The organism is Mesorhizobium sp. M0854 (genome assembly GCF_040319815.1).
Lineage (GTDB): Bacteria > Pseudomonadota > Alphaproteobacteria > Rhizobiales > Rhizobiaceae > Mesorhizobium.
On sequence record NZ_JAMYOL010000007.1, the window covers coordinates 133,744 to 155,179 of the forward strand.

Consider the following 21,436-nt stretch of genomic DNA (forward strand, 5'->3'; position numbering starts at 1 on the left):
AACTGAAGAATGGAGAAGGCAGGGGGGTCTACATCGAGCACGCGAGGGATTTAGAAGTCTATAAGCGTGCCTATGCGGTTTCCCTTGGGGTACACAGAGCCACGCTTGCTTTTCCGAAAATGGAGCAATACGCGCTCGCCGATCAACTACGTCGTTCCAGCAAGGCGATCTGCGCCACTTTGGCCGAAGGCTTTGCCAAACAGGCTCACTCCAAGCCCGAATTCGCACGCTTCATTTCAATGGCCATAGGATCATGCAGTGAGGTGGAGACCTGGAGTTCGTATGCGTTCGACCTCGAGTACATCACACAGGCGCAACGCGACGATTGGTTGCAATCCTATGCCCGCATCTACGGAATGCTGGTCAATCTCATAGAGAAGCTGAGGTGATCTCTTTCCTCAATTCCTCAGTTCTTCAGTTTCCTCAATTCCCTCTTTTTCATGTTTTGGCCGTATTTCCGCCTACGGTCCGCGCTCATTGTCGCCTTTGAGTAGCCCTCGGCAGAACGGTTGCGGACGGCAGCCGAAACCAAATTTTAACCGTGTTTCTTGAGCGTCGGTTAACCCAAACGTGGTTACTGGACGATCAATGAAATCACTCGAATTGCGAAGGAGAGGCGGCATGGGCCGTATCGCAGCACTTACCACAAACCCGGTCATGATCGCTCTGGTCGCTATGCTCGCGATCACCGGTTGCGCCTCGAAGAAGACGCCGAACAGCGCCGCCGATCTCGGCCTCAACGGCGCTGGCGCGGCAACGCCCGGGTCGGCCCAGGACTTTACCGTCAATATCGGCGACCGCATCTTCTTCGACACCGATTCGTCCTCGATCCGCGCCGATGCGCAGACGACGCTGTCGCGCCAGGCGCAGTGGCTGAACCAGTACAAGCAGTATGCCATCGTCATCGAAGGCCATGCCGACGAGCGCGGCACGCGCGAATACAATCTGGCGCTCGGCGCCCGCCGTGCTGCCGCCACACGCGACTTCCTGGTCGCCAAGGGTGTTTCGGCGCAGCGCCTGAAGACCATTTCCTACGGCAAGGAGCGTCCGGTCGCGGTTTGCGACGACATCTCCTGCTGGTCGCAGAACCGCCGCGCCGTAACCACGCTGGGCGGCGCCGGTTCTTGATCGGCATAAATGCAACACTTGGTGCGAAAGGCGGCCAAAAGGCCGCCTTTTTCATATCTGCCCGCTCCAAACAAAATTTGGCCGAAGTCTCACGTCCTGTTAAGAGCCGAGGGCGCCTGGCCACTTCGGTTGGCAAGGGCGCGCAACAGGCTAACGGTTTCACGGCGAGAGGCACATGCATTTCAGATCGGTCTTGAGCGGCACGCTTGCGCTGCTGCTCGTATCAAGTATCGCGACACTTGCTGACGGGGCAAACGGCACCGGGCAGTCATCGGAAAGCGGTTTTTCCTTCCACCTGCCGACGATCAAACTGCCCGGCATTTTCGGCGAAAAGAAAAAGCCGGATCAGGTTCAATTCGCGCAACAGGATGGTACCGGCACTCCGGCGCTGGAGGAACAGCTCCGGCAGATGAATGGCAAGATCGAGGAACTCAATTTCCAGGTCCTGCAGATGCAGGAGCAGATCCGCAAGCAGCAGGAAGACAACGAATTCCGCTTCCAGCAGCTGGAAGGCGGTCCGCAAGGCGCGCAGCAGCCGGCCGAGCAGAAGAAGTCCGAGGCCGCGCCCAGCAGCGACAGCCCCAACGGCGACGGTAACGTGGCGGAGGCGCCGGGGACGCCGGCTCCGGCCGATGCGGACGCGCCGCCAGCCGGCGACAAGAGCGTCGAGGACGTCATCGTCGAATCGCCCAACGGCGATCCCGGCAAGCTGATCCCCGGCGCGCCGCCCAAGACGTTCGGCACCATCACCGTCGACAAAAACGGCAATGTCGTCGAAGCCGACGGCAATGCGCAAGCGAATGCGCCGCGGCAGAATACGGCCCCAGCCAACGGCGCCAGCGCAGCCGGCAACAAGGCCGGTAAATCCGACGATACGGTGGTCGCGGCACTCCCGTCGACCAACGATCCGGAGGAGCTTTACCGCAACTCTTACCAGTTCATCCTGTCGGGCGACTACAGCACCGCCGAACAGGGCTTCCGCGACCATATCGCCCGTTTTCCCCGGGACGCCAAGGCGGCGGACGCGCATTACTGGCTCGGTGAATCGCTGCTCGGCCAGCAGAAATACCGCGATGCGGCCGAGACTTTCCTCGCTGCCAGCAAGGACTATCCCAAGGCCAAGAAGGCGCCCGACATGCTGCTGAAGCTCGGCGTTTCACTGGTCGGGCTGAAGCAGCGCGACGTGGCCTGTGCCACTTTCAGCGAGATCGGCAAGCGCTACCCCGATATTTCCGGCGCGCTCAAGGAGCGGGTCAAGCAGGAAAGGGCACTCGCGGCGTGCTAGTTTTTCCGTTGCGTGTCGGTGCCGCAAAACCGGGCCCACGCTTGGGCGACATGCATGACGCTCGACAGCGAGCCTGACCTTTCGGATTTTTCGCGGATCGACTTTTCCAACGGCGCTGTTGCGGCCGTGTCCGGCGGCAGCGACTCGACCGCCCTTCTCCTCCTCCTCAAAGCCCATCTCGATCGTAACGCCCCGGCAACGAAATTGCTGGCGGTAACGATCGATCATCAACTGCGGCCGCAAGCGGCAGCGGAAGCGCAAGCCGTGGCCAGGCTGTGCGCGGCGCGCGGCATTGCCCATCGCATCCTCGCCTGGTCGGGGCACAAACCATCGACCGGCCTGCCCGCCGCCGCGCGCGAAGCCCGCTACCGGCTGCTCGCCGAGGCCGCCGAAGCGGCAGGCATCGGCCTGATCCTGACCGGCCACACCGCCGACGACCAGGCCGAGACCGTGCTGATGCGGCAAGCACGTGACGACGGGCCAGGTGAGGAGAGGCCGCGCGACGAAGCGCGGGGCCTTGCCGGCATGGCGCCGGCAACCCTCTACGAGTGGCGGCACTGGATCGTGCGGCCGCTGCTCCGCGTGCGGCGTGCTGAGCTGCGCGAATTCCTGCGGCGTGAACAGGTTGCCTGGATCGAAGATCCGACCAATGCCGACACCGCTTTCGAGCGGCCGCGCGTCCGCGCAGCACTTGCCGAAGGCGATGGTACGCCTAGCGTGGCTGAAGCGATAGCGCTGGCCAGCAAGGCGGCGGTCGAGCGTGAGCAGCTGGGACATCGCGCGGCCATGCTGATCCGCAGCTTGGCCTCCAGGCCGGCCGCCGGCCTCGTCCGGCTCGATCGGGATTTTGCGACGGCCGCCGACAGCCGGTCGGCCATTTATGCGCTGCGCATCCTGCTGGCGGCGACCGGCGGCACCGCCTTTCTTCCCGACCAGGCCCGCAGCGAAGCTCTTTTCGGCCGGTTCCGCACCGGGCCGCTTTGTGCCACATTGTCGCGGACCGTGGTCGATGCCCGGCGTACCGGCATCTTTCTGCACCGCGAATTGCGCGATCTGCCGCCGGCTGTTGCGGTTTCCGGCAATGCCCTGTGGGACGGCCGCAGACGGATCACATTGGGCGACAGTCCAGGTGCATTGTTGATGATCGCGCCGCTGTTGATAGCACCGCTCGGGGCGGCTCTTGCCGCAAAGCGGGCAATTGCCGGGCATGGCACGCCGGCAAGCCTTGTGCGTGCCGCCTTGGCCGCCGAGCCGGCGCTCTGGCGGGATGGCGAATGCCTTGGTTTGCTGGGGGAAGGCCCGGGTTTGCCCGGGGAAGGCCCGATGCCGGCGGCTGTCGCCGCATATCCGGCAGTCGCGCCCTTCGCCCGTTTCCTGCCGTCCTTCGATCTGGCGCCGGCCGATGCCGTCGCCGCGTTGCTTGGCGCGGCGCCCGTTCCAGCCGTGCCGTTCGGCGGCCACAATGCCGGCCTACCACGGGCGAAAGCTTAACCGAGACCTGCTGTTATGCTTGGCAATGGGAGACGCTCTCCCTATGTTAGGGCCAAGTTTCCTCTCACGACGCGTGTCCGCCCAGCGGGCGCCAACGGGACAATTGATGAATCCGAATTATCGCAACCTCGCGCTCTGGGCGATCATAGCGGTCCTGCTCATCGCTCTCTTCAATCTTTTCCAGACGCCGCAGACGCGTGGAGCCTCGAGCGATGTTCCCTATTCGCAGTTCCTGCAGGAAGTCGCGGCGGGACGGATCAAGTCGGTGACCATCGCCGGCGCCCGTATCTCCGGCAATTACACGGACAGTTCCAACGGCTTCCAGACCTATTCGCCTGGGGACCCGTCACTGGTTTCGCGGCTGCAGGACAAGAACGTCACCATCAATGCGCGTCCTGAATCCGACGGCTCCAATTCGCTGTTCGGCACCCTGATCTCCTGGCTGCCGATGATCCTCATCCTCGGCGTCTGGATATTCTTCATGCGCCAGATGCAGTCCGGTTCCGGCCGCGCCATGGGCTTCGGCAAGTCGAAGGCCAAGCTTTTGACCGAAGCACATGGCCGCGTCACCTTCCAGGACGTCGCCGGCGTCGACGAAGCCAAGGAAGATCTGGAAGAGATCGTCGAGTTCCTGCGCGACCCGCAGAAATTCCAGCGGCTCGGCGGCAAGATCCCGCGCGGCGTGCTGCTCGTCGGTCCTCCCGGAACCGGCAAGACGCTGCTCGCCCGCTCGGTCGCGGGTGAAGCCAACGTGCCGTTCTTCACCATTTCGGGCTCGGACTTCGTCGAGATGTTCGTCGGCGTCGGCGCAAGCCGCGTCCGCGACATGTTCGACCAGGCCAAGAAGAACGCGCCATGCATCATCTTCATCGACGAAATCGACGCGGTCGGCCGCCATCGCGGCGCCGGCCTCGGCGGCGGCAATGATGAACGCGAGCAGACGCTGAACCAGCTGCTGGTCGAGATGGATGGCTTCGAATCCAACGAAAGCATCATCCTGATCGCCGCCACCAACCGGCCAGACGTGCTCGATCCGGCGCTGCTGAGGCCGGGCCGCTTCGACCGCCAGGTGGTGGTGCCGAACCCCGACATCGTCGGCCGCGAGAAGATCCTGAAAGTGCATGTGCGCAACGTGCCGCTGGCGCCCAATGTCGACCTCAAGGTGATCGCGCGCGGCACGCCGGGCTTTTCCGGCGCCGACCTGATGAACCTGGTCAACGAATCCGCCCTGATGGCGGCGCGGCGCAACAAGCGCCTCGTCACCATGGCCGAATTCGAGGACGCCAAGGACAAGATCATGATGGGCGCCGAGCGCCGCTCGTCGGCGATGACACAGGCCGAGAAGGAGCTGACCGCCTATCACGAGGCCGGTCATGCCATCCTGGCGCTCAACGTGCCGTCGGCCGATCCGCTGCACAAGGCGACCATCATTCCGCGCGGCAGGGCACTCGGCATGGTCATGCAGCTGCCGGAAGGCGACCGCTATTCGATGAGCTACAAATACATGATCTCGCGCCTCGCCATCATGATGGGCGGCCGTGTCGCCGAGGAGTTCAAGTTCGGTAAGGAGAACATCACCTCCGGCGCCTCCTCCGATATCGAGCAGGCGACCAAGCTGGCGCGTGCCATGGTGACGCGCTGGGGCTTCTCCGACAAGCTCGGCCATGTCGCCTATGGCGACAACCAGGAGGAGGTGTTCCTCGGCCATTCGGTGGCGCGCACGCAGAACATCTCGGAAGAGACGGCGCAGATCATCGACGCCGAAGTGCGCCGGCTGATCGACGAGGCCTATTCGACGGCAAGGTCCATCCTGACCAAGAAAAAGAAGGAATGGATCGCGCTGGCGCAGGGCCTGCTCGAATACGAGACGCTGTCCGGCGAGGAGATCAAGCAGCTGATCGCCGGCAATAAGCCCGCGCGCGACCTTGGCGACGACACGCCGCCGAGCCGCGGCTCGGCCGTGCCGAAGTCCGGCCGCCGCAAGAAAGGCCCCGAGCCCGAAGGCGGCATGGAACCTCAGCCGTCAAGCTAGGCTCCGGCCCGGCACAGATCGACTTCGAAACGCCGCGGCTCTAACCGCGGCGTTTTCTCTTGGGGAATGCGACCCTTCCTGCATCGCTGGAAATTGGCGAAAGTGACGATGACGGCCAATCTCCCGCCTCGTGGGGGAGATGTCCGGCAGGACAGAGAGGAGCGCGAAGGGAATGGGGCCTTCTATCATCCTCGTTGACGATTTCGGGAAGATCGACAAAGCGCGCCGGAGAATGAAGCTCGCATTTTTTGTCGGCGGTGCCACGTTTTGTTCTTGCTTTGTGCCGGCAGCTATGCTACTAATTTAGGTTATGGTGCCAATTGGCGCTGACGACCCGCCCGCCGAGGCGGGTTTTTTATTTCAGGCTCCTTTTCGACCGAGCGTCGCGCGTGCTGGCGACCATCGATGTCGGCGGGACAGTCCCCTGGACAGTGCCCCTCTGTCCTGCCGGACATCTCCCCCACGCGGGGCAGATTGGCAGCGGCGCCGCTTGCGCGCGGATGGCGCTCCTCGCAAGTGTTCGGCAGCAACAAAAAAGCCCGCGAACCTTGCGGCTCGCGGGCTCATGTCGTCGGATGGTGGCGCCGGTCAGCTCTTCAGCTTGGCGTTGCAGAGGCTGTAGAAGCCGCCGCCTTTCTGGATCCACCTGAGGCCGCCCAGCGTGTTGGCGTCCTTGTTGGCGTAGTAGAGGTCGAGACAGGTGTGCATGCGGCCCTTGGCCGGGGTCTCGGTTGCATACTTCTTGGAGATCGCCGTCGGGAATTTCACGCCCTGGGGGGCGGTGATGGTCGGCGGTTGCGGATCGCCGGTGTATTTGGCATCGGGAGCCGGCAGGGTGTCGTCGTCGGCTGCGCCGGCGCCGCATTGGCTCTTGCGGAAGTCGTTCCACTTCATGCCGTTCAGCGTGTTGCCGGCCTTGGCAGCCTGATATTTGGCGCTGCAATCCGCCATGCTGACGCCTTTGCCGGTATCGGTCGCGGCGGCTGTCGTCGCCTTGGCAGGTGCCGCGGCGGGTTGTGCGGCTGCACTTGCGCCGGCGGCGCATTCACTCTTGCGGAAGTCGTTCCACTTCATGCCGTTGAGCGTGCCGGCAGCCTTGGCGGCCTGGTATTTGGTGCTGCATTCCTTGGCCGTCAGCCCAGGCGCTGCGTCATCGCTGCTGGCCGCCGCTGCTTTGGTCTTGGCGGCGGGTTGTGCGGCTGCCGTCGCGCCGGCGGCGCACTGGGTCTTGCGGAAATCGTTCCACTTCATGCCGTTGAGCGTGCCGGCAGCCTTGGCGGCCTGGTATTTGGTGCTGCACTCCTTCGCCGTCAGGCCCGGCGCCGCATCGTCGGCGGCGGCTGCCTTGGTCGTGTCGGCAGCCTTGGCCGTGGCTTTGGCTGGCGCAGGTTCGGTTGTAGCGGCGGAAGCATCGGTGCCGCATTGGGCCTTGCGGAACTGGTTCCAGTTCTGCCCGCCAAGCGTTCCCGCGTCCTTGGCCGTGTTATACTTGGTGCTGCACTCGGCCATGGTCAGCGCGCTGGCAGGCGCCGCCAGGAATAAGGTCGCGACGGCAAGACCCGTCAAAGTGGCAAGTCGGTGGATGAGCATGCGTTTTCTCCCTGCGGCGGTTCATGATATGTCCCAGTGCAGCAATAGCGCTCAACGGCTGGTTGCGCCAGATGCTAAGTAGCGTAGAGACAAATTTAGAAGTGCATTCTTTTCTTTAAGGTGATGAATTCGTTGCCGGGACCGTCTCCCCGCCAAGTTCGTCCGGGTGCATTGCACGGAGCGCGCGCCTATGGCTGGTTCCCAGCGAGGACACTGCGTCGAATGACAGCCAGTCAAATCGGCGGCTGCGGCGGACCTGAGCCACCGCTGTCTGGAGCAGCACGATGCGGATTCGGGTTCAAGGCCACACTGCCACAGCCCAAAGGAACCAGATGAGGTTTGAGTTGACGTTTCTGATGCTGCTGCCGCAACAAGGGCTCGGAACTTGAAAATCAACACACTAGCGTGACGTAAAACACACAAAACAACAATTTTCTAAGGATTGGTCGTCCATAATCATACAATGTGATGACGGGGCTTGGGCCATTTTATGGCATGAGATGCTCGGAAAGAACCATCGGGAAGCTGGCGAACATGGCAGGACATTATTTCGGTACGGACGGCATTCGTGGGCGCGCCAACAAGTTTCCAATGACGGCGGAGGTCGCCATGCGGGTCGGCATGGCCGCCGGCCTCTCGTTCCAGCGCGGCAGCCATCGCCACCGCGTCGTGCTCGGCAAGGATACCAGGCTTTCCGGCTACATGATCGAGAACGCCATGGTGTCGGGCCTGTGCGCCGCCGGCATGGATGTCTTCCTGCTCGGCCCGATCCCGACGCCGGCTGTTGCCATGCTGGTGCGCTCGCTGCGCGCCGATATCGGCGTGATGATCTCTGCCTCGCACAACCCCTATTACGACAACGGCATCAAGCTGTTCGGCCCCGATGGCTACAAGCTGTCCGATGAGATCGAGGAGCGTATCGAGGGGATGCTCGACAAGGATATCGAACTGGCGCTCGCCGATTCCGATGGGCTCGGCCGCGCCAAACGCGTCGACGGCGTGCATGACCGATATATCGAATTCGCCAAGCGCACGCTGCCGCGCTCGATGTCGCTGTCGGGCCTGCGCATCGTCGTCGATTGCGCCAATGGCGCCGCCTACAAGGTGGCGCCCGACGCGCTGTGGGAACTCGGCGCCGAGGTCGTTGCCATCAATGTCGAGCCCAACGGCTTCAACATCAACAAGGAATGCGGCTCGACTCATCCGGCCGGTCTGCAAAAGAAGGTGCACGAGGTGCGCGCCGATATCGGCATTGCGCTCGACGGCGATGCCGACCGTGTCGTCATCGTCGACGAGAACGGCGCGATCGTCGATGGCGACCAGATCATGGCGCTGATCGCCGAATCCTGGCAGCAGAGCGGACGGCTGGCCGGCGGCGGCGTCGTCTCGACAGTGATGTCCAATCTCGGCCTCGAACGCTTCCTCGGCGACATGAACCTGCAGTTGCATCGCACCAAGGTCGGTGACCGCTATGTCGTCGAGCACATGCGTGCCCATGGACTCAATGTCGGCGGCGAACAGTCGGGCCACATCGTGCTGTCCGATTTCTCGACCACCGGCGACGGCCTCGTCTCGGCGCTCCAAGTGCTCGCCTGCATCAAGCGGCATAACCGACCGGTCAGCGAACTGTCGAAGAAATTCGAGCCGGTGCCGCAGCTTTTGAAGAATGTGCATATTTCCGGCGGCAAGCCGCTGGAGGAGGCGCCGGTCAAGGCGGCGATCGAAGATGCGCGCAATCGCCTCGGCAAGGCCGGGCGCCTGGTCATCCGGCCATCCGGCACGGAGCCGCTCATCCGCGTCATGGCGGAGGGCGACGACCCGCAGCTTGTCGAGTCCGTGGTCAACGACATCGTCGAGGTCATTTCGGAAACGCGCAGCGCCGCCTGATCTCCCTCCAACATCGGTTCAAAAGCCCGCCTTGCCGGCGGGCTTTTTTATTGGGTCGCGGCCAGCTCCGCCTGCAGCAACGGCCGCCAGATTGCTCCACTTTTAGAGATTCGTGGTTAATCAATACGGTTAAACGCCTTTTAACCTTTCCGATTCATTATCCACAACTGAGGTCAATCACATTTCGGGCGCGTTCGCCGTTCGAGGGTTCTCAGGGGTGAAAAGCATGTTCAACACAGCTAGAATGGCTCTTCTGGCCGCGCTGTTTGCCGGCGTCGGACCGGCATTCGCCGCCGATTTCGTCGAGCCGCCCGTCGTCGAGGAGGCACCGCCACCGGTTGCCTATGAGCAGCCGGCCGAATTCGGCGGCTGGTATATCCGCGGCGACATCGACTATCACTGGTCGAGGTTTCGTGGTGGCGACTACATCACCTACGGTGTGGCGCCCCAGAATCCCGGCAAGTTCGATACAGGCAAGCTGGATGGCGCCTTCTCGGCCGGCGGCGGTGTTGGTTACCAGATCGACGAGCATTTCCGCACCGATCTCACCCTGGACTGGATGAGCAAGTCCAAATTCCGCGGCTCGACCAACGGCTTCTGCGGCCCACAGCAAACGCCTTGCACGTCCGTCGATACCTCGTCCTATTCGGCGCTGCTGCTCTTGGCCAACGCCTATGTCGATATCGGCACCTGGCATGGGATCACGCCTTACGTCGGCGCCGGCATCGGCGGTGCCTGGGTCAAGTGGGATGAACTGCACAACGTGGACAGCGACGGTTCATTTGATCATGCCGGCGGCAAGGGCTGGCGGTTTGCCTATGCTGCCATGGCGGGCGCATCCTACTGCCTGACTGACCGCGTCAAACTAGATGTCGGCTACCGCTTCAGCCACATCAACGGCGGTAAGATGTTCGACTATGCCTCCCTCCCCAATGTCGGCCCCGGCTATGACAAAGGTATCAACGTTCACGAAGTGCGCGGCGGCCTGCGCTACCAGTTCGGCAGGTCGGACTGTGCGCCGCCGGAGCCTTACGTCCCGGAACCCGAGCCCGTCTACACCAAGTAGTCGCTTCGAAATCGAGGAATTCGTTGACCGCCCGGCTGATGCCGGGCGGTTTCGTTTGGCTGCCTAAACATGCTGCGGCGCTCTGTAACACCGTCCGGCTCGAGGAGCGAAGGCGGATCAAATCAATTGCTAACGCCTTGTTATCCTTAACCCGCACTTAACCACTATGGTTAACAATGCTGTCTGAAACGGCGCGCGATCGCGAATGCGCCAAGTTCGGGAGCCGAGGACCATGACATTCAAATCGCCTGTAGCACTGGCGCTTGCAGCAGTCGTCCTGGTGCCGCTGACGCCGGCGCTTGGCGCCGATTACGAACCGCCGGTCTATGTCGACCAGGCGCCCGACTATGTACCGGTCGAGGTTGGCTCGGGATGGTATCTGCGCGGCGATGTCTCCTATCTGGTGCAGAAGAGCTTCAAGGATGAGCATTTCGCCTTTACACCCGCGAGCTTCGACGAAAAGGAAGATCCCATCTTCGCCAGCATCGGCTTCGGCTACCATTTCAACGACTATCTGCGCGCCGATCTCAATGTCGGCTATCTTCCCGGCAACAAGATCGACGTCGGCTATAACGACGGAACGACCGTGGCATCGGCGACCCTGAAGAACTATGCCTTCTCAGGCATACTCAACGGCTATGTCGACCTTGGCACCTATGTCGGAATCACACCTTATCTCGGCGCCGGTGTCGGTGTCGTGCAGAGCAAGCGTCGCCTGTCGGCGAGCTACTTCACCGACAACGCCGACCCCACCGACGATTTCGTCCGGCGTGACAACAAGACCCAGTACTCCTTCGCCTACACGCTGAATGCCGGGCTTGCGTACCAAGTGTCCAAGAACGTCTCGGTCGATCTGGGCTATCAGTATTTTTCCGCGCCAGACGCCGAATATGTGACTGCCGAGAGTCTGACTTCTTTTCCGATCCGCAAAGGGATCAACAATCATCAAGTCAAAGTCGGACTACGCTACGATCTCTGGTAGGCTCGATCGAAGCCGAGGCGTTGACAATGGCGGGTCGCAGGCCCGCCGTTTGCGTTTCGCCCCCGGCAATATCCTGACAGCGACAAAAACTTTCCCCTTGACGCCGAAAGTCTGAACGCATATCGCCATCCGTGGGCCACCCCTCCCCAACGAGGGGCCACTATCTGGAAGGATAGACCACGATGACCACGCATGCGAAGCCCGGATTCCGTCCGGCAAATCCCAATTTTTCCTCAGGTCCCTGTGCAAAACGCCCCGGCTGGTCGGTCGAGGCGCTCAAAAATGCCGCGCTCGGGCGCTCGCACCGCGCCAAGATCGGCAAGACCAAGCTCGAACAAGCGATCGAGCTGACCCGGGAAATCCTCCAGGTTCCGGCGGATTACCGCATCGGCATCGTGCCGGCCTCGGATACCGGCGCGGTCGAAATGGCGCTGTGGTCGCTGCTCGGCGAACGCGGCGTCGACATGGTCGCCTGGGAGAGCTTCGGCTCCGGCTGGGTCACCGATGTGGTCAAGCAGCTGAGGCTCGCCGATGTTCGCAGGTTAGAGGCGGACTACGGCGCACTGCCGGACCTGACCAAAATCGACTTCGACCGCGACGTGGTCTTCACCTGGAACGGCACGACGTCGGGTGTGCGCGTGCCGAACGGCGATTTCATCCCGGCCACCCGCAAGGGCCTGACCATCTGCGACGCGACTTCGGCGGCCTTTGCGCAACAGCTCGATTTCAGGAAGCTCGACGTCGTCACCTTCTCCTGGCAGAAGGTGCTGGGCGGTGAGGGCGCGCACGGAATGCTGATCCTCAGCCCGCGCGCCGTCGAACGCCTGGAAAGCTACAAGCCGGCCTGGCCGTTGCCGAAAATCTTCCGCCTCACCTCGGGCGGCAGGCTGATCGAAGGCATCTTCAAGGGCGAGACTATCAACACGCCGTCGATGCTGTGCGTCGAGGACTATCTCGACGCGCTGCGTTGGGCGAAGTCGATCGGCGGCCTCGACGCGCTGGTCACCAGAGCGGATGCCAATGCCGCTGTTCTCGATCGCTTTGTCAGAAAATCTTCCTGGCTCGGCCATCTTGCCGTAGACCCGGCGACGCGTTCGAACACGTCGGTCTGCCTTTCCTTCACCGACCGGCAAGTCGCTGCACTCGACGCCGATGGACAGGCTGCGTTCGCCAAGGCAATTGTCTCGGCGCTCGACAAGGAAGGCGTCGCCTACGACATTGGTGCCTACCGCGATGCACCGCCCGGCCTGCGCATCTGGTGCGGCGCGACAGTCGAGACCTCCGATCTCGAAGCGTTGCTGCCCTGGCTCGACTGGGCCTTTGCGGCGCAAAAGGCGTCGCTCAAAGCGGCGGCCTGACTCCCTCCCCCTCGAGGGGAGGGTGGCCCGAAGGGCCGGGTGGGGTCGCCTCCACCCGCTCAACGATCCGCCATCCAGAAAGAAAAAGATTTGGCCGCATCCGGCCGCAACGACCCCACCCCGGCGCTTCGCGCCGACCCTCCCCTCAAAGGGGAGGGACGCCAATCGCAAAGGACCAAGCCAATGCCCCGCGTTCTCGTCTCAGACAAACTTTCCACCACCGCCGTGCAGATATTCAGGGATCGCGGCATCGAGGTCGACTATTTGCCGGATCTCGGCAAGGACAAGGAAAAACTGCTCGAAGTGATCGGCCAGTATGATGGGCTGGCCATCCGCTCGGCGACAAAGGTCACGGAGAAGCTGATCAATGCTGCGACCAGGCTGAAGGTCGTGGGCCGCGCCGGCATCGGCGTCGATAATGTCGACATACCGGCGGCGAGCCGCAAGGGCATCATCGTGATGAACACGCCCTTCGGCAATTCGATCACCACCGCCGAGCATGCCGTCGCCATGATCTTCGCGCTGGCCCGCCAGATACCGGAGGCCAACGCCTCGACCCACGCCGGCAAATGGGAAAAGAACCGCTTCATGGGTGTCGAGATCACCGGCAAGACGCTGGGCATCATCGGCTGCGGCAATATCGGTTCGATCGTCGCTACGCGCGGCGTCGGCCTGAAGATGCATGTCATCGCCTTCGATCCATTCCTGTCGGACAGCCGCGCCGAGGAGCTCGGCGTCGAAAAGGTCGAGCTCGACGAGCTGTTCGCCCGCGCCGACTTCATCACGCTGCATACGCCGCTGACGGACAAGACGCGCAACATCATCGACGCCGCGGCGATCGCCAAGATGAAGACCGGCGTGCGTATCATCAACTGCGCCCGTGGCGGGCTGATCGTCGAGGCCGACCTGATCGCGGCGCTGAAGAGCGGCAAGGTGGCCGGCGCCGGCATCGACGTGTTCGAGGTCGAACCGGCGGACAACAACGCACTGTTCGGCATGGAGAATGTCGTGGCGACGCCGCATCTCGGCGCGTCGACCACCGAAGCGCAGGAGAATGTCGCGCTGCAGGTCGCCGAGCAGATGTCGGACTATCTGATCAAGGGCGCCGTTTCCAATGCCATCAACATGCCATCGATCACCGCCGAGGAAGCGCCGCGGCTGAAACCTTTCGTCAAGCTCGCTGAAGTGCTCGGCGCCTTTGTTGGCCAGGTCACCGAGGATCCGATCAAGGAGGTCGAGATCCTGTTCGACGGCTCGACCGCGACGATGAACACGCGGGCGCTGATCAGCGCCACTCTTGCCGGGCTGATCCGGCCGCAGGTCGCCGACGTCAACATGGTGTCGGCGCCGATCATGGTGAAGGAGCGCGGCATCATCGTCGCCGAGGTCAAGCGCGACAAGTCGGGCGTGTTCGACGGCTATATCAAGCTGACGGTCAAGACCGAGCACAGGACGCGCTCGATCGCCGGCACGTGTTTTTCGGACGGCAAGCCGCGCTTCATCCAGATCAAGGGCATCAATCTCGACGCCGAGGTTGGCCAGCACATGCTCTACACGACCAATGCCGACGCGCCCGGCATCATCGGTCTGCTCGGCACGGTGTGCGGCGAGAACGGCGTCAACATCGCCAATTTCCAGCTCGGCCGCAACCGGCCGGGCGGTGATGCCATCGCATTGCTCTATCTCGATGCGCCATTCCCGGAAAACGTGTTGGCGCAGGTGCGCTCGCACAAGTCGATCGACTCTGCCAAGCGGCTGCATTTCGATGTTGGGATAGCCTGAAATTCGGTCGCCCCGTGTGCAGCAGCACGCGGGGCGGTGGAACGTCGCGGCAAGCGACTTCATTCAGCAGCGGATGCCGCCATCTTCCGTCCGCTGTATTCGGCGAGGCTGATGCCACCGAGCACCAGCGCGAGAGCCAGCGCCTGATAGAGCTGGAATGTCTCGCCGACAATCAGCACCGATAGCAGCGTGCCGAAGATCGGCACCAGATTGATGAACAGGCCGGCGCGGTTGGCGCCGATCAGCTCATTGCCCCTGATATAGAAGATCTGCGAGATGACCGAAGCACCGATGGCGGTATAGAACGCGACCGCCCAGCCGCGGGCATCGGGGACGATGACTTTGCCGGCGGCAATCTCCCACAGGAAGAAAGGCAGCGATGTGACGAGTGCGGCAACCGACAGCGCCAGCATCAGGCTCTGCCAGCGGATGACCGGCTTCAGCCGCAACCCCACCGAATAGAAGGAGTAGCAAAGCACGGCGACCAGCATGATCGCGTCGCCAAAGTTGAGATCCAGCTTGAGAAGCTGGCGCAGGTCGCCATGGCTCGCCGTCACCGCGACGCCAATGATGGTCAGCACGACGCCAGCGATCTGCACCCGGTTCACCCGCAGGCGAAACAGCACGAAATTGGCGATGATGATCACGATCGGTATCGCCGCCTGCTCGATCGAGACGTTGATCGCCGTGGTGTAGTTGAGCGCCGTGTAGAAGATCGCATTGAAAAAGGCGAAGCCGCAAGCGCCGAGCCCGCCAAGCAGCAACCAGTGCCTGCGCACCACCGGCCAGTCTTGGCGTAGCGTTCCCCAGCCGATCGGCAGCAGAATCAGAACCGCCAGCAGCCAACGCAGGAAGACCAGCGTCATCGGCGAGATATGACCGACCGCCAGCTTTCCCGCCACGGAGTTGCCGCCCCACAGCAAGGTGGTAAACAGCAGGAACAGATAGGCGGCTCGATGCATCGTGAACTCCCGGCCAGGCAGAGGGAATTTGACGGTCGGTGTGGGCCTATTGCGACCGCCAGCCCAAGTAAATGATGTCAAAGGCGAAAATTGTTGTGCCTCGGAGCGTTTTCGGCGGCAAAGAGTGGTCGCACTCGCCGGGTCTTGACGCTATAGAACGACGTGCGTGCAATTGGACGCTACAAAGTACGCGTCGGAAGGCTTTAATCCTCGCGTCGTGCTTTCCGAAAATCGATTCCGATTTTGGGGGCCGATGCGATAGAGGCCTGTCGTTTTGAACTGTTTCAAGCTGCTCGTGCGGCGTCTCAAGGGAAAAGAAATATGGCCAATGTGGTGGTCGTCGGCTCGCAATGGGGCGATGAGGGCAAAGGCAAGATCGTAGACTGGCTGTCGGAGCGCGCCGATGTTGTCGTGCGCTTCCAGGGCGGCCACAATGCCGGCCACACGCTGGTCGTCGACGGCAAGGTCTACAAGCTGTCGCTGCTGCCGTCCGGCGTGGTGCGGCAAGGCAAGCTGTCCATCATCGGCAATGGCGTCGTCTTCGATCCGCACGCTTTCGTCGCGGAGGTTGCGAAATTGAAGGCGCAGGGCGTCGAGGTGACGCCAGACCGCCTGAAAATAGCCGAAAACACCGCGCTTATCCTGTCCTTGCACCGGGAGCTGGACGGATTTCGCGAGGACGCCGCTTCCAATTCCGGAACGAAGATCGGCACGACCCGTCGCGGCATCGGTCCCGCCTATGAAGACAAGGTGGGCCGGCGCGCGGTCAGGGTGATGGATTTGGCGGATTTGGAAACGCTGCCCTTGAAGGTCGACAGGCTGCTGACGCACCACAATGCGCTGCGGCGCGGGCTCGGCCATGCCGAGGTCACGCACGAGGCGATCATGAGCGAGCTGATCTCGGTGGCCGACGAGATCCTGCCCTATATGGACCGCGTCTGGAAAATCCTCGACGACAAGCGCCGCGCCGGCGAGCGCATCCTGTTCGAGGGCGCGCAAGGGACGTTGCTCGACATCGACCACGGCACCTATCCGTTCGTCACCTCGTCCAATACGGTTGCCGGCCAGGCCGCCGCCGGGTCGGGTGTCGGGCCGGGCGCCATCGGTTATGTACTCGGCATCACCAAGGCCTATACGACGCGCGTCGGCGAAGGCCCGTTTCCAACCGAACAGAAGAACGAGATCGGCGAGTTCCTGGGCACGCGCGGCCATGAATTCGGCGTCGTCACCGGCCGCAAGCGCCGCTGCGGCTGGTTCGATGCCGTGCTGGTCCGCCAGGCCGTCGCCGTCAACGGCATCAAGGGCATTGCGCTGACCAAGCTCGATGTGCTCGATGGGCTGGACGAGATCAAGGTCTGTACCGGCTACCGACTCGACGGCGAGGCGATCGATTACCTGCCGGCCAGCCAGGGTGCGCAGGCCCGCGTCGAACCGGTCTACGAGACGCTGGAGGGGTGGAAAGGCACCACCGCCGGTGCGCGCAGCTGGAACGACCTGCCGGCCCAGGCGGTGAAGTACGTCCGCTACATCGAGGAGCTGATCGGCGCGCCGGTCGCACTCCTTTCCACCAGCCCTGAACGGGACGACACGATACTTGTGACCGATCCGTTTCAAGACTAGTTTCTCAGCCTTTCCGGGCATTGCGGCTGATTTGCGGGGGCCGGCCCAGAAACAAATGCAGGTCGACTGACGTATGGTAGATTTTGTTCCTATTCTGAAAAAGGCGCTCGATAAACTCGGTGAGCCGTCGGCGGAAGTGCGCGCCAGGGTCTATGACAGGGCCCGTTCGTCAATCGCGAAACAACTCGCAGAGAAGGCCACGATGACGCCTTCCGATGTCGACCGGCAGATGCGTGCACTGGAAGACGCCATCGCCAAAGTCGAGCGGGACTATGCCAAGCCTGCGCCGCCACCCGACCCGCTGGCGGAACTGGAGGACATCTTCTCCTCCATCGACCGCAACAAGAACCAGTCCAGCCATATCCGACAGCCGGCAAAGACGGAGCCGGCATGGCAGCCGGCCAAGACCGAGCCGGCAAAGACGGAGCCAGCAAAGACTGGGCCGGCCTGGCAGCCCACGCCCGCCAAGGCGGCGCCGAACTGGCAAAAGCCGCAGCCCGTCGCTCTTTCTCAGGAGCGCGCTGGTCCGCCGCCGTCCGATATGGAACTTCCGACGGCTGACGGCCAAGACGGCGTTTTTCCGGGCGACGACTTTTCCAACGACGGCGGCCCCGCGGAGGACAGGTTCCAGCGGCTCTATCCTGCGGAGCGCAGGCGCAGCTATGGCGGTGTGATCGCCGCCGCCATTGCTTTGCTCGTCATTGCCGGTGGTGGCTATGGCATCTGGCTGAACAAGGATGCGTTCGGCAGCATGCTCGGCCTCGACTCGACCACAGCCGTCGCCACCGAACCGCTGGTAAAACCAGCCCCGGCCAAGCCGGTGGCCGATGCGGCCGTACCGGCCGCCGCGCCTCCGACGGATTCCGGCGAGGGCGCGAAGTTCACGCAGCGCCTGACGCCCGAGGGCCACGAAGTCGATCCCGGCCCCGCGGCCGGGCAGGCGGGCATCGGCGAAGGCGAATCCGTCGCCGCACTGACCACGCCGCCATCGGCCGCACAAGCGCCGACCACCCCGGCACCGACCACCCCGGCACCGGCCGCGCCGGCTCCGGCCGCACCCGCCGACACGCAAGCCACGGCCAATGCTCCAGCAGTCGATGGGTCCGCTGCACCAACTCCCGCAACGCCGCCCGCCAACGGGGCAGCAGCGCCTGCAGCGGCCGCCCCGCCGCCAGCACCGGCAGCGGCACCAACGGCAGTTCCGCCGCAAGCCACGTTGGCCGTCGGCCAGAAGGCGATCTTCTACGAGGAGCGCACCAGCACCGCTCAAGGCTCGGCCGAGCCCGGCAATATCGTCTGGTCGCTGGTGCAGGAATCGCCCGGCGGCGACCTGCCGCCCGAGCCGGCGATCCGCGCCGAGGCGACCATTCCAGGCAAGGATATCCAGTTGCGCATGACGATCCGTCGCAACACCGACCAGACGCTGCCGGCCAGCCATATTATCGAGATGATCTTCCTGACGCCTGACGGCTTCGAGGGCGGCGGCGTCGACAACATCCTGCGTGTCGCCATGAAGGGCTCCGAGCAGGATGCCGGAAGCCCGCTGATCGGCATCCCGGCCAAGATCGCCGACGGTTTCTTCCTGGTTGCGCTCAACGATACCAAGGCGGATGAAGACGCCAATCTGACCTTACTCAGAGGTCAGGACTGGATCGACGTGCCGGTCGTCTACAAGACCGGGCGGCGGGCGCTGCTCACCATGGAAAAGGGCATTCCAGGCGAGAAGGTGTTCGACGAGGCGCTTAAGGCCTGGCAGACTAAGACGGCGGGGTGAAGACGGTCCGCCACCCCGAAGCTCCCCAGCAGTTCAGAAGCCCTGGAACAGCATATCGAGCGCGGCCACGATCTCGTCGTGATGCCTCGTCAGATTCAGTCGGCTCTCGCCCAGTTCCGTCGCCGCAACCGTGGCGATCAAATGGGTGGCCATGACCAATTTCCGACCATTGATCTCGAAAATCGGATGGAGCTTTCGCATTGGTGATGGCGCCATCGCAGCCGGCAGAAGCGGGACGACCACCCGGGTCTTGAAATGGTCTAGCAGATCGGCCTGGACGTCGAGGAGATAGCCGCCTTCGATGCTACCCGCGAAGACGTCGTAGCGCGCCATCAGAATTGCCGATGTTCTGCCAGCGGAATACCGTGTTTTTCGACATATTCGTTCCAGGCATCTATCGTCGCGCGGTTCTCAAGCTTCCACAGCCGCGTCTTTTCGGCGGCCACGGCCTCGGCGATGCCGGCTTCAGCGGCGCGCGAGACATTCACATCGAGCCCCTTGGCTTCCTTCATGAGCTTTGAGTCGATCGACAGATTTGCCGGCTGGCGAACCGCATTCACAGCTATCTTGCGCATGATCACCTCCGCAGTATGCGCATAATATATGCGCATTCCTCTCTAGTCGCAATGACAAGATGCTTGAACTCGTGAATTACCCCTCCATCTCCTCGCGCAGCATTTCCAGTTCCAGCCATTCCTCCTCGAGCGCTGCCAGTGTGACGCGCTCCTTGTCGAGCGCGGCAATCGTCTTCTGGAACGAGGCCGGATCGCGCTCGTAATAGGCCGGATCGGCGATGTTGTTCTCCAGCCGCGAGATCGAGGCCGACACCGCCTCGATCTTCTTGGGTAAGGTTTCCAGCGCGAATTTCTGCTTGAACGACAGTTTCTTGGCCGGGCCCTTCGGTGCGGCCGCTTCGTTCCTGCTTGCCGCCGTCGCGTCGCCCGTCTCGGCCTTTGGTCGCGCCTTGCGGTCGTCCAGCCTGGTGCCGCCGCGCTGCGCCAGCATGTCGGAATAGCCGCCGGCAAATTCGATCCAGCGGCCGTCACCATCCGGCGCGATGATGCTGGTCACGGTGCGATCGAGGAAATCGCGATCGTGGCTGACCAGGATCACCGTGCCGGCAAAGCCGGCGACCAATTCCTGCAGCAGCTCCAGCGTCTCCATGTCGAGGTCGTTGGTCGGCTCGTCGAGCACAAGCAGGTTTGCCGGCCGCGCCAAAACGCGGGCGAGGATCAGCCGCGCCCGCTCGCCGCCCGAAAGCTCGCGCACCGGCGTGCGCGCCTGTTCCGGCTTGAACAGGAAGTCTTTCATGTAAGAGACGACGTGGCGCTGCTCGCCATTGATGACGAGGTTCTCGCCGCGCCCGTCGGTGAGATACTGCGCCAATGTCTCCTGCGGGTCGACGGCTTCGCGCTTCTGGTCGAGCGTGGCGATCTCCAGATTTGTGCCGAGCCGCACCGTGCCCGCGTCCGGCTTCAATTCGCCGGTCAGCATCTTCAACAGCGTCGTCTTGCCGGCGCCGTTCGGCCCGACCAGACCGACGCGATCGCCGCGCTGGATTCGGGTCGAGAATCCCTTGACCACGGTCAGATCGCCAAAGGTCTTCTCGATGTTCCTGGCTTCGATCACCAGCTTGCCGGATTCGGCGGCGTCGCTGGCTGTCATCGTCGCCGCACCCTCGGCGCCGCGATGACCACGAAAGCGCTGGCGCATGGTCTGCAACTCACCGAGCCGGCGCATGTTGCGCTTGCGCCGCGCTGTCACGCCATAGCGCAGCCAGTGCTCCTCGCGCACGATCTGGCGACCGAGCTTGTGCTGCTCGCGCTCTTCCTCCTCCAGCACCGTGTCGCGCCATTCCTCGAAATAGCCAAAGCCCTTGTCGAGACGGCGGGTCTGGCCGCGGTCGAGCCAGATTGTGGCGCGTGACACGCGCTCGAGAAAACGGCGGTCATGCGAGATGACGACCAGTGCCGAGGAGGTGCGGGCAAGCTCCTCCTCCAGCCATTCGATGACCGAAAGGTCAAGATGATTGGTCGGCTCATCGAGGAGGAGAATGTCGGGCTCCGGCGCCATGACGCGGGCGAGGGCGGCGCGCCGCGCCTCGCCGCCGGAGAGGTCGTTCGGCCGTTCCTCGCCGGTCAGGCCGAGATGCTCCATCAGATAGGTGGCGCGGTAGGGATCGTCGGCCGGCCCGAGCCCCGCCTCGACATAGGCGCGGACAGTCGCAAAGCCGTCCATGTCGGGCATTTGCGGCAAGTAGCGCACGGTCGCCGAAGGCTGGCGGAAGACTTCGCCGTCCTGCGGTTCAATCAGCCCGGCGGCGATCTTGAGGAGCGTCGACTTGCCAGAGCCGTTGCGGCCAACCAGGGCGATCTTGTCGCCAGCAGAGGCCGTCAGGGCGGCACCGTCGAGCAGCGGCGTGCCGCCAAAGGTCAGCTTTATCCCGTCGAGATTGAGAAGCGGCGGCGCCATGTCAGCT

The 21,436-nt window shown here is 63.0% G+C and carries 17 protein-coding genes; 12 read left to right on the forward strand and 5 right to left on the reverse strand.

Annotated elements, in window-relative coordinates; all coding sequences use genetic code 11:
• Positions 1–32: 32 nt before the first annotated feature.
• The 5 genes from NKH99_RS14155 (at position 33) to ftsH (ending at position 5,936) form a co-directional block, all read left to right on the forward strand.
• Positions 33–389, forward strand: a complete 357-nt coding sequence (locus NKH99_RS14155; RefSeq protein ID WP_352683435.1) for a four helix bundle protein — start codon at positions 33–35, stop codon at positions 387–389.
• A gap of 232 nt (positions 390–621) precedes the next feature.
• The gene (gene pal / locus NKH99_RS14160; protein ID WP_023677992.1) at positions 622–1,128 is read left to right on the forward strand and encodes a peptidoglycan-associated lipoprotein Pal; all 507 of its coding nucleotides are present in this window, start codon (positions 622–624) and stop codon (positions 1,126–1,128) included.
• A 175-nt stretch (positions 1,129–1,303) separates the two neighbouring features.
• The gene (gene ybgF / locus NKH99_RS14165) at positions 1,304–2,413 is read left to right on the forward strand and encodes a tol-pal system protein YbgF (protein WP_353014421.1); all 1,110 of its coding nucleotides are present in this window, start codon (positions 1,304–1,306) and stop codon (positions 2,411–2,413) included.
• Positions 2,414–2,467: 54 nt separating this feature from the next.
• Positions 2,468–3,904: a tRNA lysidine(34) synthetase TilS gene (gene tilS, locus NKH99_RS14170; RefSeq protein WP_353014422.1), complete on the forward strand. Its 1,437-nt coding sequence runs from the start codon at positions 2,468–2,470 to the stop codon at positions 3,902–3,904.
• Between the two features lie 106 nt (positions 3,905–4,010).
• Entirely contained in the window at positions 4,011–5,936 is a 1,926-nt protein-coding gene (gene ftsH, locus NKH99_RS14175; RefSeq protein ID WP_023677989.1) for an ATP-dependent zinc metalloprotease FtsH, read from the forward strand.
• A gap of 588 nt (positions 5,937–6,524) precedes the next feature.
• On the opposite strand, the gene NKH99_RS14180 is transcribed toward ftsH, so the two are convergent.
• Positions 6,525–7,187, reverse strand: a complete 663-nt coding sequence (locus NKH99_RS14180; protein WP_502893708.1) for a hypothetical protein — start codon at positions 7,185–7,187, stop codon at positions 6,525–6,527.
• Between the two features lie 873 nt (positions 7,188–8,060).
• Here NKH99_RS14180 and glmM point away from each other — a divergent pair.
• The 5 genes from glmM (at position 8,061) to serA (ending at position 14,601) form a co-directional block, all read left to right on the forward strand.
• Positions 8,061–9,413, forward strand: coding sequence for a phosphoglucosamine mutase (gene glmM / locus NKH99_RS14185; protein WP_352471193.1), 1,353 nt, complete (start codon positions 8,061–8,063; stop codon positions 9,411–9,413).
• A gap of 226 nt (positions 9,414–9,639) precedes the next feature.
• A complete protein-coding gene (locus tag NKH99_RS14190; RefSeq protein WP_352471192.1) occupies positions 9,640–10,479 on the forward strand; it encodes an outer membrane protein in 840 nt (279 codons plus the stop codon).
• A 232-nt stretch (positions 10,480–10,711) separates the two neighbouring features.
• The gene (locus tag NKH99_RS14195) at positions 10,712–11,461 is read left to right on the forward strand and encodes an outer membrane protein (protein WP_352742996.1); all 750 of its coding nucleotides are present in this window, start codon (positions 10,712–10,714) and stop codon (positions 11,459–11,461) included.
• A 182-nt stretch (positions 11,462–11,643) separates the two neighbouring features.
• On the forward strand, positions 11,644–12,819 hold the full coding sequence (locus tag NKH99_RS14200; RefSeq protein ID WP_353014423.1) for a phosphoserine transaminase: 1,176 nt from the start codon (positions 11,644–11,646) through the stop codon (positions 12,817–12,819).
• A 183-nt stretch (positions 12,820–13,002) separates the two neighbouring features.
• Complete coding sequence (serA, locus tag NKH99_RS14205; RefSeq protein ID WP_353014424.1) at positions 13,003–14,601, forward strand: phosphoglycerate dehydrogenase; 1,599 nt, start codon at positions 13,003–13,005, stop codon at positions 14,599–14,601.
• A 59-nt stretch (positions 14,602–14,660) separates the two neighbouring features.
• Here serA and NKH99_RS14210 read toward each other — a convergent pair whose 3' ends face one another.
• Positions 14,661–15,563, reverse strand: coding sequence for a DMT family transporter (locus NKH99_RS14210; protein WP_352454884.1), 903 nt, complete (start codon positions 15,561–15,563; stop codon positions 14,661–14,663).
• A gap of 321 nt (positions 15,564–15,884) precedes the next feature.
• Here NKH99_RS14210 and NKH99_RS14215 point away from each other — a divergent pair, with 321 nt between their 5' ends.
• A complete protein-coding gene (locus NKH99_RS14215) occupies positions 15,885–17,183 on the forward strand; it encodes an adenylosuccinate synthase (protein WP_023680654.1) in 1,299 nt (432 codons plus the stop codon).
• 73 nt (positions 17,184–17,256) lie between these two features.
• On the forward strand, positions 17,257–18,957 hold the full coding sequence (locus NKH99_RS14220) for a hypothetical protein (RefSeq protein ID WP_352979170.1): 1,701 nt from the start codon (positions 17,257–17,259) through the stop codon (positions 18,955–18,957).
• 33 nt (positions 18,958–18,990) lie between these two features.
• On the opposite strand, the gene NKH99_RS14225 is transcribed toward NKH99_RS14220, so the two are convergent.
• The 3 genes from NKH99_RS14225 to NKH99_RS14235 all read right to left on the reverse strand — a co-directional run bounded on the left by NKH99_RS14225 (position 18,991) and on the right by NKH99_RS14235 (position 21,429).
• Positions 18,991–19,290, reverse strand: a complete 300-nt coding sequence (locus tag NKH99_RS14225) for a CcdB family protein (protein ID WP_352450813.1) — start codon at positions 19,288–19,290, stop codon at positions 18,991–18,993.
• Positions 19,290–19,532 (reverse strand): type II toxin-antitoxin system CcdA family antitoxin, encoded by a 243-nt coding sequence (locus tag NKH99_RS14230; RefSeq protein ID WP_254816484.1) that lies wholly within the window; start codon positions 19,530–19,532, stop codon positions 19,290–19,292. Before NKH99_RS14230 ends, NKH99_RS14225 begins: the two co-directional genes overlap by 1 nt.
• 76 nt (positions 19,533–19,608) lie before the next feature.
• Positions 19,609–21,429: an ABC-F family ATP-binding cassette domain-containing protein gene (locus NKH99_RS14235; RefSeq protein ID WP_352817675.1), complete on the reverse strand. Its 1,821-nt coding sequence runs from the start codon at positions 21,427–21,429 to the stop codon at positions 19,609–19,611.
• Between the last annotated feature and the right edge of the window lie 7 nt (positions 21,430–21,436).

What these genes read in the sequence shown, in the direction of transcription:
- pal (WP_023677992.1), top strand. Translation starts at nt 622, where the DNA reads ATGGGCCGTATCGCAGCACTTACCACAAACCCGGTCATGATCGCTCTG.
- ybgF (WP_353014421.1), top strand. Translation starts at nt 1,304, where the DNA reads ATGCATTTCAGATCGGTCTTGAGCGGCACGCTTGCGCTGCTGCTCGTA.
- tilS (WP_353014422.1), top strand. Translation starts at nt 2,468, where the DNA reads ATGACGCTCGACAGCGAGCCTGACCTTTCGGATTTTTCGCGGATCGAC.
- ftsH (WP_023677989.1), top strand. Translation starts at nt 4,011, where the DNA reads ATGAATCCGAATTATCGCAACCTCGCGCTCTGGGCGATCATAGCGGTC.
- NKH99_RS14180 (WP_502893708.1), bottom strand. Translation starts at nt 7,187, where the DNA reads ATGAAGTGGAACGATTTCCGCAAGACCCAGTGCGCCGCCGGCGCGACG.
- glmM (WP_352471193.1), top strand. Translation starts at nt 8,061, where the DNA reads ATGGCAGGACATTATTTCGGTACGGACGGCATTCGTGGGCGCGCCAAC.
- NKH99_RS14190 (WP_352471192.1), top strand. Translation starts at nt 9,640, where the DNA reads ATGTTCAACACAGCTAGAATGGCTCTTCTGGCCGCGCTGTTTGCCGGC.
- NKH99_RS14195 (WP_352742996.1), top strand. Translation starts at nt 10,712, where the DNA reads ATGACATTCAAATCGCCTGTAGCACTGGCGCTTGCAGCAGTCGTCCTG.
- NKH99_RS14200 (WP_353014423.1), top strand. Translation starts at nt 11,644, where the DNA reads ATGACCACGCATGCGAAGCCCGGATTCCGTCCGGCAAATCCCAATTTT.
- serA (WP_353014424.1), top strand. Translation starts at nt 13,003, where the DNA reads ATGCCCCGCGTTCTCGTCTCAGACAAACTTTCCACCACCGCCGTGCAG.
- NKH99_RS14210 (WP_352454884.1), bottom strand. Translation starts at nt 15,563, where the DNA reads ATGCATCGAGCCGCCTATCTGTTCCTGCTGTTTACCACCTTGCTGTGG.
- NKH99_RS14215 (WP_023680654.1), top strand. Translation starts at nt 15,885, where the DNA reads ATGGCCAATGTGGTGGTCGTCGGCTCGCAATGGGGCGATGAGGGCAAA.
- NKH99_RS14220 (WP_352979170.1), top strand. Translation starts at nt 17,257, where the DNA reads ATGGTAGATTTTGTTCCTATTCTGAAAAAGGCGCTCGATAAACTCGGT.
- NKH99_RS14225 (WP_352450813.1), bottom strand. Translation starts at nt 19,290, where the DNA reads ATGGCGCGCTACGACGTCTTCGCGGGTAGCATCGAAGGCGGCTATCTC.
- NKH99_RS14230 (WP_254816484.1), bottom strand. Translation starts at nt 19,532, where the DNA reads ATGCGCAAGATAGCTGTGAATGCGGTTCGCCAGCCGGCAAATCTGTCG.
- NKH99_RS14235 (WP_352817675.1), bottom strand. Translation starts at nt 21,429, where the DNA reads ATGGCGCCGCCGCTTCTCAATCTCGACGGGATAAAGCTGACCTTTGGC.